This is a genomic window from Belliella aquatica, from assembly GCF_014637795.1.
In the GTDB taxonomy this organism is placed as follows: domain Bacteria; phylum Bacteroidota; class Bacteroidia; order Cytophagales; family Cyclobacteriaceae; genus Belliella; species Belliella aquatica.
The window spans coordinates 371,041-387,634 of the sequence record NZ_BMFD01000004.1 but is presented as its reverse complement, the minus strand read 5'-3'; the positions used below and the strand labels follow the sequence as shown (position 1 = coordinate 387,634).

At 36.9% G+C, this 16,594-nt stretch carries 18 protein-coding genes; 3 read left to right on the top strand and 15 right to left on the bottom strand.

The window, feature by feature from the left end; all coding sequences use genetic code 11:
* Nucleotides 1-13 precede the first annotated feature (13 nt).
* The 5 genes from IEV57_RS08295 to IEV57_RS08280 form a co-directional block, all read right to left on the bottom strand.
* Complete coding sequence (locus tag IEV57_RS08295; RefSeq protein ID WP_229744272.1) at nucleotides 14-490, bottom strand: thioredoxin family protein; 477 nt, start codon at nucleotides 488-490, stop codon at nucleotides 14-16.
* Entirely contained in the window at nucleotides 490-2,853 is a 2,364-nt protein-coding gene (locus IEV57_RS08290) for a TonB-dependent receptor (protein ID WP_188441571.1), read from the bottom strand. Before IEV57_RS08290 ends, IEV57_RS08295 begins: the two co-directional genes overlap by 1 nt.
* Nucleotides 2,854-2,997: 144 nt before the next feature.
* Entirely contained in the window at nucleotides 2,998-3,381 is a 384-nt protein-coding gene (locus IEV57_RS19575; RefSeq protein WP_505625206.1) for a DUF8478 family putative metalloprotein, read from the bottom strand.
* A gap of 172 nt (nucleotides 3,382-3,553) precedes the next feature.
* Complete coding sequence (gene cydB, locus IEV57_RS08285; protein ID WP_188441568.1) at nucleotides 3,554-4,591, bottom strand: cytochrome d ubiquinol oxidase subunit II; 1,038 nt, start codon at nucleotides 4,589-4,591, stop codon at nucleotides 3,554-3,556.
* A gap of 6 nt (nucleotides 4,592-4,597) precedes the next feature.
* A complete protein-coding gene (locus IEV57_RS08280) occupies nucleotides 4,598-5,977 on the bottom strand; it encodes a cytochrome ubiquinol oxidase subunit I (RefSeq protein WP_188441566.1) in 1,380 nt (459 codons plus the stop codon).
* 164 nt (nucleotides 5,978-6,141) lie between these two features.
* On the opposite strand from IEV57_RS08280, the gene IEV57_RS08275 reads away from it, so the two are divergent.
* A complete protein-coding gene (locus IEV57_RS08275; RefSeq protein WP_188441564.1) occupies nucleotides 6,142-6,789 on the top strand; it encodes a peroxiredoxin in 648 nt (215 codons plus the stop codon).
* 166 nt (nucleotides 6,790-6,955) lie between these two features.
* Here IEV57_RS08275 and IEV57_RS08270 read toward each other — a convergent pair whose 3' ends face one another.
* Genes IEV57_RS08270 through IEV57_RS08245 form a run of 6 tightly spaced genes read right to left on the bottom strand, consistent with a single transcriptional unit; the run spans nucleotide 6,956 to nucleotide 11,010 of the window.
* Nucleotides 6,956-7,393, bottom strand: coding sequence for a DinB family protein (locus IEV57_RS08270; protein WP_188441562.1), 438 nt, complete (start codon nucleotides 7,391-7,393; stop codon nucleotides 6,956-6,958).
* A gap of 21 nt (nucleotides 7,394-7,414) precedes the next feature.
* Nucleotides 7,415-8,143, bottom strand: a complete 729-nt coding sequence (locus IEV57_RS08265; RefSeq protein WP_188441560.1) for an acetolactate decarboxylase — start codon at nucleotides 8,141-8,143, stop codon at nucleotides 7,415-7,417.
* A gap of 10 nt (nucleotides 8,144-8,153) precedes the next feature.
* Nucleotides 8,154-9,455, bottom strand: coding sequence for an acetolactate decarboxylase (locus IEV57_RS08260; RefSeq protein ID WP_188441558.1), 1,302 nt, complete (start codon nucleotides 9,453-9,455; stop codon nucleotides 8,154-8,156).
* Nucleotides 9,452-10,450: a permease gene (locus IEV57_RS08255; RefSeq protein ID WP_188441556.1), complete on the bottom strand. Its 999-nt coding sequence runs from the start codon at nucleotides 10,448-10,450 to the stop codon at nucleotides 9,452-9,454. Before IEV57_RS08255 ends, IEV57_RS08260 begins: the two co-directional genes overlap by 4 nt.
* A 12-nt stretch (nucleotides 10,451-10,462) precedes the next feature.
* Nucleotides 10,463-10,696, bottom strand: coding sequence for a thioredoxin family protein (locus IEV57_RS08250; protein ID WP_188441554.1), 234 nt, complete (start codon nucleotides 10,694-10,696; stop codon nucleotides 10,463-10,465).
* Nucleotides 10,693-11,010 (bottom strand): ArsR/SmtB family transcription factor, encoded by a 318-nt coding sequence (locus IEV57_RS08245; protein ID WP_188441552.1) that lies wholly within the window; start codon nucleotides 11,008-11,010, stop codon nucleotides 10,693-10,695. The genes IEV57_RS08250 and IEV57_RS08245 overlap by 4 nt, the downstream gene beginning before the upstream one ends.
* A 446-nt stretch (nucleotides 11,011-11,456) precedes the next feature.
* Between IEV57_RS08245 and IEV57_RS08240 the strand changes: the two genes are divergently transcribed.
* Complete coding sequence (locus IEV57_RS08240; protein ID WP_229744271.1) at nucleotides 11,457-11,924, top strand: hypothetical protein; 468 nt, start codon at nucleotides 11,457-11,459, stop codon at nucleotides 11,922-11,924.
* A complete protein-coding gene (locus tag IEV57_RS08235; protein ID WP_188441550.1) occupies nucleotides 11,921-12,106 on the top strand; it encodes a hypothetical protein in 186 nt (61 codons plus the stop codon). The genes IEV57_RS08240 and IEV57_RS08235 overlap by 4 nt, the downstream gene beginning before the upstream one ends.
* A 278-nt stretch (nucleotides 12,107-12,384) precedes the next feature.
* Here IEV57_RS08235 and mobC read toward each other — a convergent pair whose 3' ends face one another.
* From mobC to IEV57_RS08215, 4 genes are all read right to left on the bottom strand, one after another.
* Entirely contained in the window at nucleotides 12,385-14,370 is a 1,986-nt protein-coding gene (gene mobC, locus IEV57_RS08230; protein ID WP_188441548.1) for a conjugal transfer protein MobC, read from the bottom strand.
* A gap of 4 nt (nucleotides 14,371-14,374) precedes the next feature.
* The gene (locus tag IEV57_RS08225) at nucleotides 14,375-15,673 is read right to left on the bottom strand and encodes a relaxase/mobilization nuclease domain-containing protein (RefSeq protein ID WP_194383020.1); all 1,299 of its coding nucleotides are present in this window, start codon (nucleotides 15,671-15,673) and stop codon (nucleotides 14,375-14,377) included.
* Nucleotides 15,658-16,059, bottom strand: coding sequence for a plasmid mobilization protein (locus tag IEV57_RS08220; RefSeq protein ID WP_188441540.1), 402 nt, complete (start codon nucleotides 16,057-16,059; stop codon nucleotides 15,658-15,660). The genes IEV57_RS08225 and IEV57_RS08220 overlap by 16 nt, the downstream gene beginning before the upstream one ends.
* 234 nt (nucleotides 16,060-16,293) lie before the next feature.
* Nucleotides 16,294-16,518, bottom strand: coding sequence for a hypothetical protein (locus IEV57_RS08215; protein WP_188441538.1), 225 nt, complete (start codon nucleotides 16,516-16,518; stop codon nucleotides 16,294-16,296).
* Between the last annotated feature and the right edge of the window lie 76 nt (nucleotides 16,519-16,594).

Sequence of the window (16,594 nt, the reverse complement as noted above, 5' to 3'; positions counted from 1 at the left end):
GACAATAAAAAAATCATAAACTAGAATTAAGAACATTACGTAAAGACTTGGAATCAAGGTAGGAATTTATTCTTTTTTTAATTAAAAAATTTTCATCCATCAACAGCAATAGCGGGGGAGCAAATGTTTCGTTTTGACCATTGAACAAAATGGCTAAATCATGTAGTGGAGTTCTCGATTTTTTCAATTGTCGGTTGGAAAATACCATTCCATCAAAAATCACATCCTCCGGATTTTCTGCATCGAATTTGACTGCATAATAGTTTTCAGATAGCTCAGCAATAATAAAGGGTTTGGAGAAAACCTCAGCCTCCATTTTCCGGCAATAGGTACACCAATCTGTATGAAAATATAAAAAAACAGGTTTTGGATTTACCTGTAAAGAATCTTCCAACTGCTCAAAATCCAGCCAAAAATTTGTAGATTTTTCCTGAGCAGGAGAATACCTGCTCAGGAAAATCATGATCAATATAACAGTAACTGTTTTCATCAGAGGAAGTTACCGATTTTTACTCCAATGAAGAAAGTTCTTGGTCTCATTGGGCCATAAACAAAATCAGAATCCCTGGTTGGACCGGTACTAAAATCACTCTGGAAACTATCAAACATATTTTGTACTCCTCCGCTTAATTCCATATTGAATTTATTTTTCAATTGCCACTTGTAAGCCAATTTTAAGTTAACGTCAAAGAAGGAAGGTGTATCAATCAGCTCGATAAACGCGTCATCATTGACTACCAAAGGAGTTACCATCGAACCGGTGTAGATTCCAGTCAGATCCAATGTGAATTTCTTGTTTGGTGTCCAATTAGCAGCAAGGAAGCCATAGGTATTTGGAGTTCTTATAAATTCAGAAACACTGATCTCAGGAAATTCAGTAATCCCTTCCTCCGGCTCAAACAAAACTTCATCTTCGTCATACAAAGTGCGCTGCAGGGTTCCTCCCAACTGGAAGGATAAGTATCGGGAAGGAGAAATAGAATATTCAAAGTTCACGCCAGAAACTGTGGCTCCGCTACCGTTTCTGGTTTCTTCTAAGAATGACCCATTGGCCTGTTGTCCCAAATTCACTCTTTGAAATTGACTATTCAGTTTTGTATAAAAACCTTCAATCAAAAAATTACTTTGAACGATCCCTGTATTTTTACCAAAATTAAAAGAACCTGTAAGCGCATCAGATGTTTCCATTTTAAGGTCATTTGCCAAAATGATAAACCTTTGCTCACCCGCTACAGAAGAAATGTGCAAGTCTTCATCAAAAGCCTGAGGTGCCCTAAACCCTCTGGCATAGCCTCCTCTCAATTGTGCTCCAGGCATCAATTCGTATAATACGGTAAACCTAGGGCTCAATACCCCATTATTGAAATCAACTACCCTGTTTATATTACCGATTTCATACACGCCATCCACATTGACAACATCATATCGAGTCCCCAAAAAGAGCGTCAATTTATCCGCTGCTTTCCATTCAAATTGGCCATAAAAACCTACTGAATTGACTTTTTGGTCAATCAATTTTTCATAACCTGCAATTTCGTCCTTTACAGAATTTCCCTGGTATTCAATTCCACCAACAAAAATATTCCTTCCTGTAAAGTTATGGGTAAACTGGGTACCCAAAACTCCTGCAAAGTCATTGGTCAATCCATAGGCGCTGGCTGCTGCAACACTATCTTCCAATGTTCGCTCACCTCCAAGACCGCCATAAAAGCTCTTTCTTGTCCCTGAAAGTAAGCTGCCATAGGTGGAAACTTTCGTTCTCCTGTCCTTACTGAACTGATCATATGTCAGACCCACGTTTACTATATTATGGTCCAATTGCTCCGCAATATCTGTAAAATGTGGAGGCAGTTCTAATTGATCTCCACCCCTTCTGAATTCATCAATGGCATTCAAATCCAAAGTCAATTTACTGAGCTCTGTAGGCTTGTAAAATGCCTTAGCCCCAAAAGTGAGGTTATTCAACTGAACAATTTCGGTAAATCCGTCACCATCGGCATCAAATCCGCCTCTGTCTCTTTTCATACCATAAAAAGTAACGCCGCTGTTGAGATCCTCACTTACGACTGATCCATTGAAATTAAGGGTATTATCGGGGATATCTCCTCTTAACAAAGCAAAATTAGACCCAATTTGCCAAGAGTTTTCCACAGGTTCTTTTGTGATAATATTGACAGTTCCTGCTATGGCATTAGAGCCAAATAATGCAGACCCCCCGCTTCTTACGACCTCAACACGCTCAATCATATTTGCAGGAATCATTTCCAGACCATATACACCAGTCAAAGTACTGAAAATGGGTCTGCTGTTTACCAGAATTTGAGAATAAGGGCCTTCCAAGCCATTCATTCTTAATTGAGTGAATCCACAGTTTTGACAATTCGACTCTACCCTTACACCCGGTTGGTAACTCAAACCATCTACCATACTTACAGATTGTGTGGCATTGAGGATTTTGGAGCCTATGACAGAAACTATACTAGGTGCGTCTTCCCTATTCAGTTCGTATCGGCTACTGCTCACTACAACTTCATTCAAACCAATTCTGTCTTGATTGATTTCTTTCGTAAATTCGGTGGTTTTACCTTCTTCGATCTTAATATCAACAACAGTCGTAGCAAAACCTATCGCTCTGATCTGTAACTTATAATTTCCTGCAGGGATATTGGCAATGCTGAATTTCCCATCAAAATCAGAAATTGCTCCGAATCCTGTATTTTGAACAATTACAGTGGCCTGGACAAGTGGGCCATCATTACTTGTCAAAAATCCTTGAATAACTCCTGTTTGTTGAGCCAACAATGGACTCCCTACAAGAAAAAGCGTAAATATAATCAGTATGTATTTTTTCATTTTTTGGTTTTGGTAAAAGGTTACACAAAGAGAAAGGTTAATCCAAAACCAGAAAAGGTCGGAATAACTCAGAATCAAAATCATGGCTCTTGACTTTGCTTAAAAAGCATTAGGATTTCTTTGTATTTTTTTTCTAATGCTTTATTAAAAAAATAGGCCCAAAACCGGTGGCCCTCTTAAAAATTGGAAGAGCTTAATTTTGCTTTCGTAAGAAATAATTTTTTTTGAAAAAGTTGTATTTAACTTATAGTAAAAAGGAAGTATTTTAAAGTAAAAAAATTCCAATTCTAGGATAGGAGCATTGTATATTGAATCATACAGTTCATATTCTTCATTAGAATGGGTATTCTTCTTTTTCTTACTTTCCTGATCAAACGTGAAACTATAAGGGTGTGCATGAAGCGCCACAAGATTACCTTCGGACCAATGAGAATGTACAAAAAGGATATTGTTGAAAAGCGTCAAAAAGTAAATCAGCATAAATATGCTAAAACCTACTTTTCGAATATTTGAGATATTACTTTTCAATTTTTAAGGTTTAAAGAAGAGCCGCCAATTATCTTGAATCTTGTTTGAAAAATTTCATAACACAAAAGTCGATATAGATTTTTGGTTTAAATCCGTTTCAAATTTTTTGAATCAAACGCAAATATTGTCAAAATGAAACAAAGTTGCAAAAAATAAAATTGGAAATACAAACTTAATATCCTTCGGTATTCAAATCGACTTTTCCCCAGAATGTTCTATACACAAAATAGCTATACAGTAATACCAAAGGTCCTCCTACAGCTACAAACCCCATCATTATCTTAAGTGTCTTGGTAGAAGCTGCGGCATTGTAGATGGTGATGCTGTTTTCCTGAACATCATTAGACCATAATAATCTTGGGTAAAGTTCAAATGCAACGATAACCAAGAGTAGTGCAATTGTTAGACTAGTAAAAATAAAAGCCCAACCGTATTTTTCTTTACTTGCAAGTCTGGGGACATTAGCGATACTTAAAAAAACAAGAAATGGAATTACAAAAAGGATTTGGTTTTCTTTGAATACCACCAATAAGTGATCTAAATTAATCAAGCCATATGCTGTGGTAATGATATAAGATATAATAAAAAATGCCATACCTGCCCTAAGAAAAACTTGTATCCTATTATACAGTTTTCCTTCTGTCTTTAAAAGCAAATAAATTGCTCCATGCATCATAAATAACGCAAGACTAGTCACCCCTACGAGTATCGAGAATGGGTTGAGAAATTCAAAAAATCCTCCTCCAATATATTCAAAATTTTCATCTAGTGGCATACCGTTTAGAATATTACCTAAGACAACACCTAACAAAAAGGCCAACATGATACTAGAGATCGAATAACTCCAATCCCACATTTTTCTCCACCACGGCATATCTTCCATATTCCTGAATTTGATAGAGATACCTCTAAAAATTATAAACAATAGGAAAAGTATAAAGGGAGTATACATAGCTGAAAATAAGGTTCCGTAGAACACAGGAAAACCTGCAAATAAAGTCCCTCCCCCAATGACCAGCCAAACCTCGTTTCCATGCCAGGTAGGATCTATGGCTTTCAAGGCAACTTCCCGGCTACTGTCTTTTTTGAAAAACATATGCCAAGCTCCTGCCCCAAAATCAAAGCCATCTAAAATGGCATAACCTGAAAAAAGACCACCAACAACTAAAAACCACCAAGTGGGATAATCCAATCCAAATAACGTCTCCATAGTTCTTTACTTTTTTGAAATTACATTTGCAATTTCCTTATTTAAACTGCCTTCATCAAAATCAATGTCACTTAACGGTCCTTTTTGTATGGCCTTATTCATCAAATAAATGAAGAGCAACAGAAGTATAGCATATACAATAAAGAATAATAATAAGGAAAATAATACTTGGTTTGCCTGCACGCTTTTAGAAAGTGCATCGGAAGTTCTCAACAGTCCGTATACCACCCATGGTTGTCGCCCCATTTCGGCAGCAAACCAACCAAACTGATTAGCCAACTGAGGTAAAATGGCAGTAAATACAAAAGTCCACAACAGCCACTTGCTTGCAAAGAGTTTCCCACGTTTCCACTGCAACAATGCAAAAAGACTCAAAACGATCAAAAACATCCCTATAGCTACCATCAGGTGATAAAATTGGAAAACAGCATTGACTTGAGAAGGCCTATCTTCCACTGGAAATGCATTTAGTCCTGTAACAGGTGTTTCAAAATCCTGATGTAGCATAAATGTTAGACCACCTGGAAGTTTTAGTCCGGTTACTTCTTGTTTTTCCTTATCAACCCATCCGAATAAATAGAGATCTGCAGGAGCATTAGCTTTGAAATGACCTTCCATAGCAGCTAATTTGGCGGGCTGATTTACTGATACACCCTCTGCTGAATTATGTCCTGTAAATAATTGCGCCAGAGAACTCACAGCGGCGACAATCAAGGTGATTTTAAATGCCTTTTTGGACATGACTACAAATCTGCCTCTGATAATGTAGAATGCGTGTACACTAAGGATCAAGAATGCTCCTGCTAAAAATGCTCCTAACCATACATGGGTAAGCCGATCTACAGATGAGGGGTTGAAAACCATTGCCCAGAAATCCACGATTTCAGCCCTTGCTTGCATTCCTTCACCTACTATGTGATAACCCGCTGGCGTTTGTTGCCAAGAGTTTGCCACCACAATCCATACTGCAGAGAACATCGATCCTAAGAACACCGCCCATGTAGCCACAAGATGTACCCAAGGTTTTACACGGTTCCAACCAAAAAGTAATATGCCTAAGGCACTACTTTCCAAAGCAAAAGCAAAAATACCTTCAGCTGCCAAGGCACTTCCAAAAATATCACCTACATATCGAGAATAGGTCGCCCAATTTGTACCGAACTCAAACTCCATGACAATTCCCGTGACTACTCCAATACCGAATGTAATCGCAAAAATCTTTGTCCAGAATTTGGCCAATACTTCGTACTCTTTTTTCTTCGTCCGAATATAAATACTTTCAAAAACCACCATTAATAACCCTATTCCAATACTTAATGGCGGATATATGTAATGAAAGGCGACCGTAAAAGCAAATTGAATACGTGATAGAATTTCTACATCCATGATTGTTTTTTTGATTTGACCATATCACAAAGTAATATCTATTATTAAAATATATCACTTGTAAACCTAATTGAATTCATTTAACTATTAAGTGACTTATATCACTTTTAATAAAGTAAAAAACATGGAAGTTTGATCTGAAATAAAAATATAAATAATTAATAATGGAATATCAAAATAATAATGTAATACCTCGAATTGGAGATTTAGCACCTGATTTTAAGGCTATGACTACAACGGGACCTATGCAATTCTCAGAGCATATTAAAGGAAGCTGGACAATCCTGTTTTCCCATCCTGCGGATTTCACACCTGTATGTACTACCGAAATGACTGGTTTTGCTCTTGATCAAAAATTTTTCGATGAAAAGAACACCAAACTTGTAGGGCTGAGTATAGATAGCATACACTCTCACATCGCATGGGTAAACAATGTGAAGAAAAACTCGGGGATTCTTTTCGAATTCCCAATTATTGCAGACATTGATATGAAAGTATCTAAGATGTATGGTATGCTGCAACCTGGTGAAAGTGAAACTGCAGCAGTAAGGGCTGTTTTTTTCATAGACCCTAAAGGGAAAATCAAATTGATCATGTACTATCCACTTAATGTAGGTAGAAATATGGATGAAATAAAAAGATCCCTTATCGCACTACAAACAGCTGATCAACACAAAGTTTCTCTACCTCTTAATTGGAAAGAAGGAGATAAGGTAATTGTTTCCCCGCCAAAGACTGTTGCAGAAATGCTTGAAAGAGAAGCAAGTGATTACGAAATGGTTGATTTCTATCTCGCAAAACGAGATTTGTAATTTATAAGTCACAAAAAGTGCTGATTGAAGATTTGATCAGCACTTTTTGTGACTCTTAATAAAGTAATACTTAACATCCTGCAGGGCAATAGCAATATTTAATTCAGTAAGGTTAGCTTTGTCCATAAAAAAATCACTCAATAACCTTTTCTAAAATAGCGAAGTACTATTTTCCATACTTCAGCACTCTTGCCAATTGACCAGCATGATAAGCAGTGTGCGTAGTAATTCTTCCCAAACCTTCTGCTTTAGTTTTTTTGCCAAATTCTTTTGTTTCTATGATTGAATCCCAGTCCTCCTGACTATTGATGGCCTTTTCCAGTTGGACTCCTGCTTTCTCTACTATGGATTTCAAGGACTCCAAATCCGTCCATTCACCAGTGTCTTTTCCTGCTTTGAGCGTTTGGGCATCTACCCTGACATCCGTATTGCCAAATACATTTTTAGCAAATAGCAATTCCACCTCAGCCATATGCCTGATTAGAAACCCAGCGGAATTAGGACTTGCCCCAAGTTTTTTGCTAAGGTCTTCGTCTTTAAGATTTGCCAATTGATTGGTGAGTCTTGTGCGACCTTCTTTCCCAAGGTCTATAAATGCTGTCATGATACTGTGGTTTAAATGTGACTATTTCCTTAGAGGCAAACAAAGCTGCCAAATTCCATTGATGACGAGGTCTTCAATATGCCCTGCCTCTTCTTTGTCAGTTCTAATGTAATGCATGTGTAGTTCACTTGCAGGATTATTGCCCATAGCAGGTATGGCAAAACGTCCTCCCGCAGTTTTACCAGCGAAACCAATGATCCAGACATTTTGATCTTCCAAAGCCAGTGGATAATCATCCTGTTTTTTACCTTGTGGGGTGAAATTAGTCACGGTTTCAAGTCTTAGAAAGGCTATATGTGCTTGGATTTGGTCAGCTTTTGCTCGTATTCTAAAAGGAAAGCCACCGACGGTGTCCAAGCCTGCTTTTGAAGCTTCCCGCATAATGATTTTTGTGAGTTCCTGCCTATTTGAAATAGGATCATCTCTAAAAACTGTCTTGTGCCAGGCATCCACATTACTTCTTACCAAGAAAATAGCTTTCTTATCAAATGTTTGTTCCCAATAAGGTAGTCTGTTCTCATCCAATCCAGCATAGAGCGGTTTCCCGTTGAATACAATGATTTCACCCTGGAGATTTTCCATTGCTCCTATGGCATAGAGGAACTTCCTATTGGTGATGGTATCCAAATCAATGTTTGCGGAAAGATTTTTCTCTTTCATGATTTGGGCTGTTGAGCCAATGAGTTGGATATTTTGGGCTTGACTCCAAATTGGAATCATCAAAATAGAAATGAATAAGTACTTTTTCATGATAGAAATATTAAAGTGTGCAGCTGTCTGCATTTTTATTCAGGATATCTGTTTTGGTGAAATCTCCTTTGAGTACAGGATTCCACTTAAAGTCTTCCAACGTGGTGATTTGGAATATTACCTTGGCATCAGCTTTCAAAAGAAAATCGGTAAAATCATCTTCTATACTTTTTAACTTATCCAATTCACAGCCCGTCAATTTTTGATTGACTGCCATTTCACCCATTTCAACTATTACTATTGGCTTAACACCTTTATTGAGGTTAACTTGATAGGTGCTTCCATTTGAAATTTTCTGAACCACATATATCCCATCGATGGCATCATCCACATAGAAAGTTCCAAACTGATACCTTGCCCCTGTTAGGTAAATTGCCACATCAGTAAGACAGGGAGAGGATTTGGAAACAATCCTCAAGTCTGTTCTGTCGATTACGCCATCAGGAAAAAGGGCTCCCAAAACTTCATTTAGACCCATAGCTCCCAATACCAATCCATCACAAAGATGTCCGTGGAATTTTACCAAATCACCAAGATCTATCTCTTGTAGAAAGCCCAAGCGACCTTTGGAGAAATCTGTATCATTGGTTTTGAAATTGAGCATGGTTTTAGTTTTTGGTAGATATAATGTTACAGCTTCAAGTCCAGTCTGGATTTTATCCAAATGTCCTGTAAAAGACTGTTGACCGTTTATAAAATGCACATGAATATGGCTGCTTTGAGCAGTATATATTCCTTTTCCGATTTGAGAATAAACTCCAATCAATTCTCCGGATTCGTTTTCATGATTGAAGTTTTCTTGATTTCTTCCTTGTTTGAAGCCTTCTATATCAGGAGATCTTGGGGTCACAATATGGGTCACCATTTCTTCAAAATTTCCTTCCAGTTTGAAGAAGAAAGGCTGACTTATGTCTATTCCGTTTTTTGGAGCCATTTTTTCGATCAACTTTTCTAGCTGAGACATATTTTCCAACTTACCCTCAAGAGGAATTTGCATCCATTCCTCCACTTCACCATATACAAAAAAAGGTGATTCAATAACCCAATTTTTTTGAATGTAAGGTTGCCCTTCCAAATCTGCATATCCAGAATAAGGAACCCCGTCGGCAAAAGTGATTTCTCCTTGCATTTTACCTAAGGGACCCATTCCGAAAATCCGGGGATATTGCTGTAGGGTATCCATTGAAATGGTAGGAGCAAAACCAGTTTTACCCATTTCACTCATGGCACCAGCTGATTTAACTTTATTTTCTTGACCCAAGGCAGCAAAGGAAATTAAAGCAACTGAAAGAATAAGACTTAAATTTCTCATAATAAGAGGTTACTATTTTTGAATATAAAATTGAAGATGAATCCTGAAAGAATAATGAAGAATGTGACCGTTCCAAAGAAGATGGTGATCAGTTTCAAACTCATTACTTTTTTTAGTAGGGTTCCCTCAGGAATAGAAAGGCCGATAGTTGCCATCATAAAGGCAATGGCAGTTCCAACGGGAATGCCCTTGACAACCATCACTTGAATGACAGGAATAATACCTGCGGCGTTTGCATAAAGAGGTACGGCCAGAATTACGGCAAGTGGTACTGTCCACCATTGGCCATCTCCGAGATATTGCTCAAAGAAGTTCTCGGGAACGTAACCATGCATAAATGCGCCAATGGCGATACCGATGATTACATAAAGCACAATGCTTTTGACAATGCCCCACGCTTCTTGGGTGATGTAAGGTAAGCGTTTCAAAAAAGGTGTTTGCTCGGACTCGAAGTCTTCCTGCACCTTGTTTTTGTTTAAGATCAACTGTTGCACCCAATCACTGAGGTAGCGTTCAAGCTTTAATTTTCCTAAAACCATCCCGCCTAGCATTCCTAGAATAATACCTAAAATGGCATAGATCAAAGTGAATTTTATTCCAAACATCCCTAAGAAAATAGCCAAGGCAATTTCATTGACCAAAGGAGAAGTAATCAAGAAAGCGAAAGTCACGCCTAGTGGAATCCCTCCCTGCACAAAACCAATAAATAAGGGAACTGAAGAGCAGGAACAGAATGGCGTGACGGCTCCAAAAAATGAAGCGAAGAAATATTCCAAACCATAGAGTTTACGCTTGTTCAGGAAATCCCTCAATCGCTCCACCGGAAAATAGGCATTTACGATCCCCATCAGCACCGTTATGACAAAGAGTAGGATCAGGATTTTCAAAACGTCATATACAAAGAAGTTTAGGGCCATTCCTAAGTGACTTTCTGCTTCTATTCCTATGACCTGAAAGATCAACCAGTCCGCAAAACTCTGAAGCCAATCAAACATATGCTATTTGCTTTAAGCCAAAGCGGCTATGATTTCCTGTGCAGATGGCACTTTACCTTTGATCTTGACAACTTCATCCACCACTACTGCAGGAGTGGAAAGGATATTGTACGCCATGATTTGCTGGATATCTTCTACTTTGATGACGTTTGCTTCAATACTTTCTTTGGCAATCACTTCTTTGATGATAGCCTCGGTCTGTTTGCACTTCGCACAGCCTGTACCTAGTATTTTGATAATTTTCATAGTTTTTGAGAATTAAATAAGTTTTTAAATAACTGTTGGGCTTCTTCCCAAGAGTCTTTATTAAGACAATACCTGATTTTTGGAGGCATAATTTCTCCTTGGATTAGTCCCGCCTCTTTTAAGGATTTCAGGTGCTGGGAAATAGTAGATTTTGCAAATGGAATAATCTCGGTCAAATATCCATTAAAACAGCAGGATTGCTGATTTAGGATATTCAAAATCTGAATCCGTACTGGGTGGCCCAAAGCTTTGGCATACTTTGCTAGCCTTTTCTCCATGATAGAAACCTCCACATTGTTTACTATTCCTTCCATTGAGGATTTTTTATATCGTGAAATTACGATAGATATAAAACCAATCAGGTGATGAATGTCACTATCAAACAAAAACATTATCAATGTCTGATTTCAAAAAAATGAATGATATCGCTTTATTAATAATAATTTGTTTGGAGAATTTAACAAAATCTATTAGACTAATTTTATGAAAAGCTTTTTACCAAAATTCTGTCCTTTTCTCTTTTCTGAATAATCAAACCCCTCAAACCAGGACTATCCGTCATTCTTTCAAGTTCTATTTCAACCAGTGACAGGATTTCAGCCTTTATTCATTGGAAATTATGAATTATATCATTTTTAACCCTACTAAAATAATTCAAAAAGCTGTTCTTTGTTTGCGATTTGCAAACAAAGAACAGGATATTTAACTTTGTCAAATGCGAGAACACAACGGAATGCGACCACAGGATATCGTTATCCTAATGAAAATTGTAGCTTTAAAAGAAAAGCCTTGGCAATACAGAGATTTGTCATCTTCTATTTTCATTAGTATATCTGAGATTTCAGAATCTTTAAACAGAAGTAAACTTGCTGGTTTAATTGATATTGAAGGAAAAAAAATTAAAAGAAATGCTCTTATGGAGTTCATACAACATGGTTTTAAATACGTTTTTCCTCAACTCCCTGGTGCTATTGTGAATGGAATCCCTACTGCCCATTCGCACTCATTTTACAAAAATCAAATTGTAAGTCAATTACTAATTGTCTGGCCAACTCCTGACGGGTCTGTTAGAGGCCAATCAATTCAACCTTTGCATAAAGGAGTGGTAAAAGCTATCGAGTATGATGAGTTATTTTATAAATTATTAGCAAGTCTCGATATCATTCGTATTGGAAAAGTAAGAGAGGTAAAGTTGGCTATTGAGGAACTTAAAAAACATATTTTATGAATAGTCATCTAAACATTCTTCGAATTAAAGCTGTGGCACAAGCTCTTCAAGAGTTAAGTGAAAATGTAGTCTTTGTTGGTGGCGCTACAGTCTCACTTTATACTGATAGGAATTCTGAGGAAGTTCGCCCTACGGATGATGTAGATATTTTAGTTGAACTTGTAAGCTATAAAGAATATTGATGATGGAAGGACAAGTACAGATTTTGAAGATATAGTCTTTTTTCTCAATAACAGGTCTGTCATTTGGGATGAGTTAGCAAATACAACTTCGCCATTATTTGAATATCTGAAAGGTGAAATTTCAGGACTACTGCAACAAATGTATATAGATGAATGGATAGGCAGCCATCTTGAATATTCAGACCAGTTGAGAGTAGCATATATTCTTTCTTCCTTAAAAAAATTCATCTGTGTTTAAATCCAATTGAAGAAAGAAGTTCAATCTAGTCTGATCTGTCTTATTCTCTTCTCTGAATAATCAATCCAGCCAATCCAGGACTATCCATCATTCTTTCAAGTTCTATTTCAACCAATGACAGGATTTCAGCCTTTATTCTTTGGTAATTATGAATTACATCAGATTCCTGAAGCGTTCTGATTTTTGGAATAGGTTTAAATTGCTTCTCTTCCTCTTTTAAACCTTGGTGATCATTGATGATTTTGGCATGAAATCGTTTCAGAGTAATTTCTTGATCTGGATTATCCGCCACAATTCCAACAAACTCTCCTGAAGTAAGGGTGGAAATAGTAGATGGAGGAACTGCCAAATCCATCTGAAATGAATGGCTCACTGATGTATCATTACTATTAATCGATAGACTTTGTCGAGGCTGCATGATTTTACCGAAGCGATCAGAAAGCTGCTTTGCCGTATCGCCCAAAACTTGACCTGATATGATATTGCCAACCGTATTCATAATCACTTCAGCCTGCTCTCTTCCGTAATCCTTTTTCAATTGACTATAGTCTTGAACTCCTAAGGTTGTAGCAACTTTGTTTCCTCTAGCAGTGGCAATCAGACTATCTATGCCATTAAAATAGATAGTGGGAAATTCATCAAATATCAAACTTGATTTCAATTGATTTTTTCTGTTCACCAGTTTGGTAATTCTTGAAATAAAGAGTGACAAAACAGCGCCATAAACCTGCTGTTTTTGTGGATTGTTCCCCATACACACTATTTTTGGATCAACTGGATTATTGATATCCAAAGTGAATTCAGATTCTGAAAGCACATAATAAAGCTGAGGAGATGAAATTCTTGCCATGGTAATTTTCGCACTGGCAATTTGTCCTTCAAGTTGTTCTGCGGCACCTTGAAGGTAAGCCGAAACAAAAGGGTTGATCAAAACCTCAATTTCAGGCTCTGTTCGTAAAACAGAAAAGAGTTTATCATATTCTACCTGCATCAACTCAATCACATGAGGCAAAGTGCAATATTTTCCAGCCTTGTATTTCTTCAAAAACCAAATCACTGCTGTTAAGAAATTGATTGGTGATTCAACAAAAAAGTCTCCTTGCTTTTTTATCCATTCTCTATTCAAACCCATCATGATTGTTCTCGAGGATTCAGAAGCATCAGTAATATCCAACATGGTACTGGGCTCCAAAGGATTACACCGATGACTTTGTTCTAAATAATCAAAGTTTATTGTAAAAAACTTGGGTACAACTGAATATGATTTTTTGTTTTTTAAAAGCGCATTGTATGCGATTTTAGATAAATCGTCATATTTAAAATCATAGATAAACATGGCGAAACCCTTAGCGATATGTTGAGTAATAATATGTCTAATCACAAAATAACTTTTTCCTGATCCTGGTGTACCTACGACCAAAATAGCTCTAAATGGATTAATAAAGTTTATCCAACTTTTGCGGACTTTTTTTCCAAGCTTATAAACTGCGGGTAAGTTGATCGCAAATTCGTTCTCTAATTTCCTTTCTTCTTGAGGAAAAGTCTCGTTGAGTTTATTGAATATATCTGTATTCCTATTCCCCCATATTACCCTTGTGAAAAGAGCCCCTCCACTTAAGATCATCATATATCCAAAAGAAGTCACTCCAAGATAGCCCAGTTCTTTTATGAATTTATCTGGTTGATTGACAAACATAAGATGAGATAGTGCAAATAAACATAGCCCAAGCAAAACCAAGAAAATCACGAATCCAGCTTTAATCTTCATTGATTTCTTCCCTTTTGCCCCAAGAAGTGAGACCAATAACAACAATAAGCTTAGCCCTTTAGCAAACCAGAATTTCTCAAATAATCCAGTTTTCGAAAGTTCAAGCATAAACTGGTATAGGATCTTAAAATCTAAGCCCCAAAACTTAACCAAATATGTGCATTCCCAGTAAAAATGAAATATCAGAAGAGCAACTGAAACTCTTCTAGTCAAATCAAGTATTTTCCTTAATGCTTCCGCATTTTCTCCAGTTGCCATAATACTATCTCTTTTTCTTTTTACGTTTCTTTTTTAGGTTGCCAGCATCAAATTCATTTTTAGTATGATAATCTGGACCAAGTATTTCAAATGCTGATTCAAAAACAGACACAGAATTTTCAATCATGAAATTCTCGTTATTATTACTTACTCCTGTGGATTTCTGATCGAAAGCTTTAGAACTATTTGACTTTTCTTTGAGAGATGTAGCATTCAAATTCTCCTCATTTACTCCCACCAATTCAAATGCATTGTTAATTGCCTGAGCAGTAAAATCCTTCCCTAACTCAGAGCCTTTAAAAACACTCCTTTGAAGATTATCAACATAAGTGCAACCGTATAGCCTTCCTGATTCATTAAAAATTAAATGAAGAAAAACACCCTTTTTCTTAAGTAATTCTTGGAAGGCTACTAAGCCAATTTGCTTACAATTATTAGTCGTCTTTACGACCATAATTCTTTCCATCAAATTGGCTTTCACTAATTTTAAACTTGCATCAGATTTATTTTTCTTATTGAATAATGCCTTTTTACTGATCCGGTCGAAAGTAGGTTTATTGTAAATACTGCTGGATTTTATAGGCAGACTTACTTTTTTTCCTCTGGAGTCTAGAATGTTATAAACTAAGCCGTTTTTATGCATGCTATCACCTTTTCTAATCACTAGTGAAGCATCTATATTGAATTGCGCCAATACGGCTTTGAATCCAGCAAAAGACTCAAAATGATAAGTCCTCATTACTTCGGTGACAATATTGCTAATCAAAGCCTTTGTTTCTGCTTTCCCATAGGAAGCTTTCTCTAATGGTTGATATATCAATTGAGAGCTTTTCTGCTCTTCTGCCACAACCAAATTAAGTTCGACCTCCAATGCTTTTCTTGCTGTTTCAGACAGCGTTTTACCGAGATTATGGGTTTCAATTCTTTTACCTGTTTGGGCAATATTCGTTGTGACTATATGGATATGTGGATGGTTGGCATCATCATGTCGATAAACCAAAAAGGGCTGTTTTCCAAAACCTATTCTTTCCATATAAGTCTGCGCGATATACTTCAATTTATCATCATCGAGCTTGTCTTTTTGAGAGAAGTTAAGGGATATATGAACTGCATTCGTTTTGGTTCTCCTGTTCAGGTTAGTTAATTTTTGAAACCTATAAAGCTTTTGTGCTAGCGTCATTTCGTCAACTCTCCCCATAAATCCTTGTGCATGAATCAACTTGGCGACCTGTTGTTGCATCTTGTTTTCATTGTAGTGTAATAGTCCTCGGATTGCCTTGCCGGTCGTTATTTTTGCAACCATTTTTCCAAAAGAGGTTGAATGCAATTTTTCAATTGATCTTGCTTTTCTAAAACCACTTCCAATCTTGCTTCCACCTTTTTTACCAATGCCAATTTCTTAGAAAGATCTCCAGTTTGATGAAAGAATTTTGTCAACTGATTGATGTTAATTCCCACTGAATTGATTTCCTGATATATGGTAGAAAGCTGTTCTAAAAAAATATCCAACCCCCTGTCATAAGTTGTCACGACAAGTTTATTCTTAGATAAAATATCTCTGATTAAACCGCTCATCGTAAGATTCTGTGACCTAGATAATATACCCAATAACTCTTGAAACTTAGCCTCTGAAATTCTACTTTCTACCCTTCTAGGATATCCTTGATTTTTGTTGTTATAGCTATTCATGGTTTTTTGATTTTATCATTGAATGATTACGAGTTCCGAGTAAATCAACCTCCTGTGACTTCGGAACTTTTGGAGGGAAACGGAATGGCGTAGACATTCCTACTTCTTGCTGACTGCTGCTTCGCGCAGTCCATAGCCTTTCGGCCTCTGAGCTTAATTTTTATAAATCTTTATTCTTGACCCTTACAATATGTTTGGATCTACATTTAGAATTCGTTGGAGAAGTCTTAAAAGTCAATGCTCCAGATTCCATATCCATTGTCGTGCAGCCGCTTTCCAATCTAGGATCGGAACATCTGAATCTGTTCTCCATTCCATAGATTCGAAATAGAAAAAAAACAATTCTGCTTCTTCCGAAGGAACATCTCTTTCCCTAAAAAACAGCTTAATCTGATCGATCTGAGGTGAGCACCTAAGAGGCAGCGCTTGGCTCTGTAATTTTTTTATCGGTTCCATCATATCCAATTTTTGGTTTGGATATAAATGTTGAAAAGTGATTAGACATTCAGTCAGTAGCTTAACCTAAGGTGGGAGA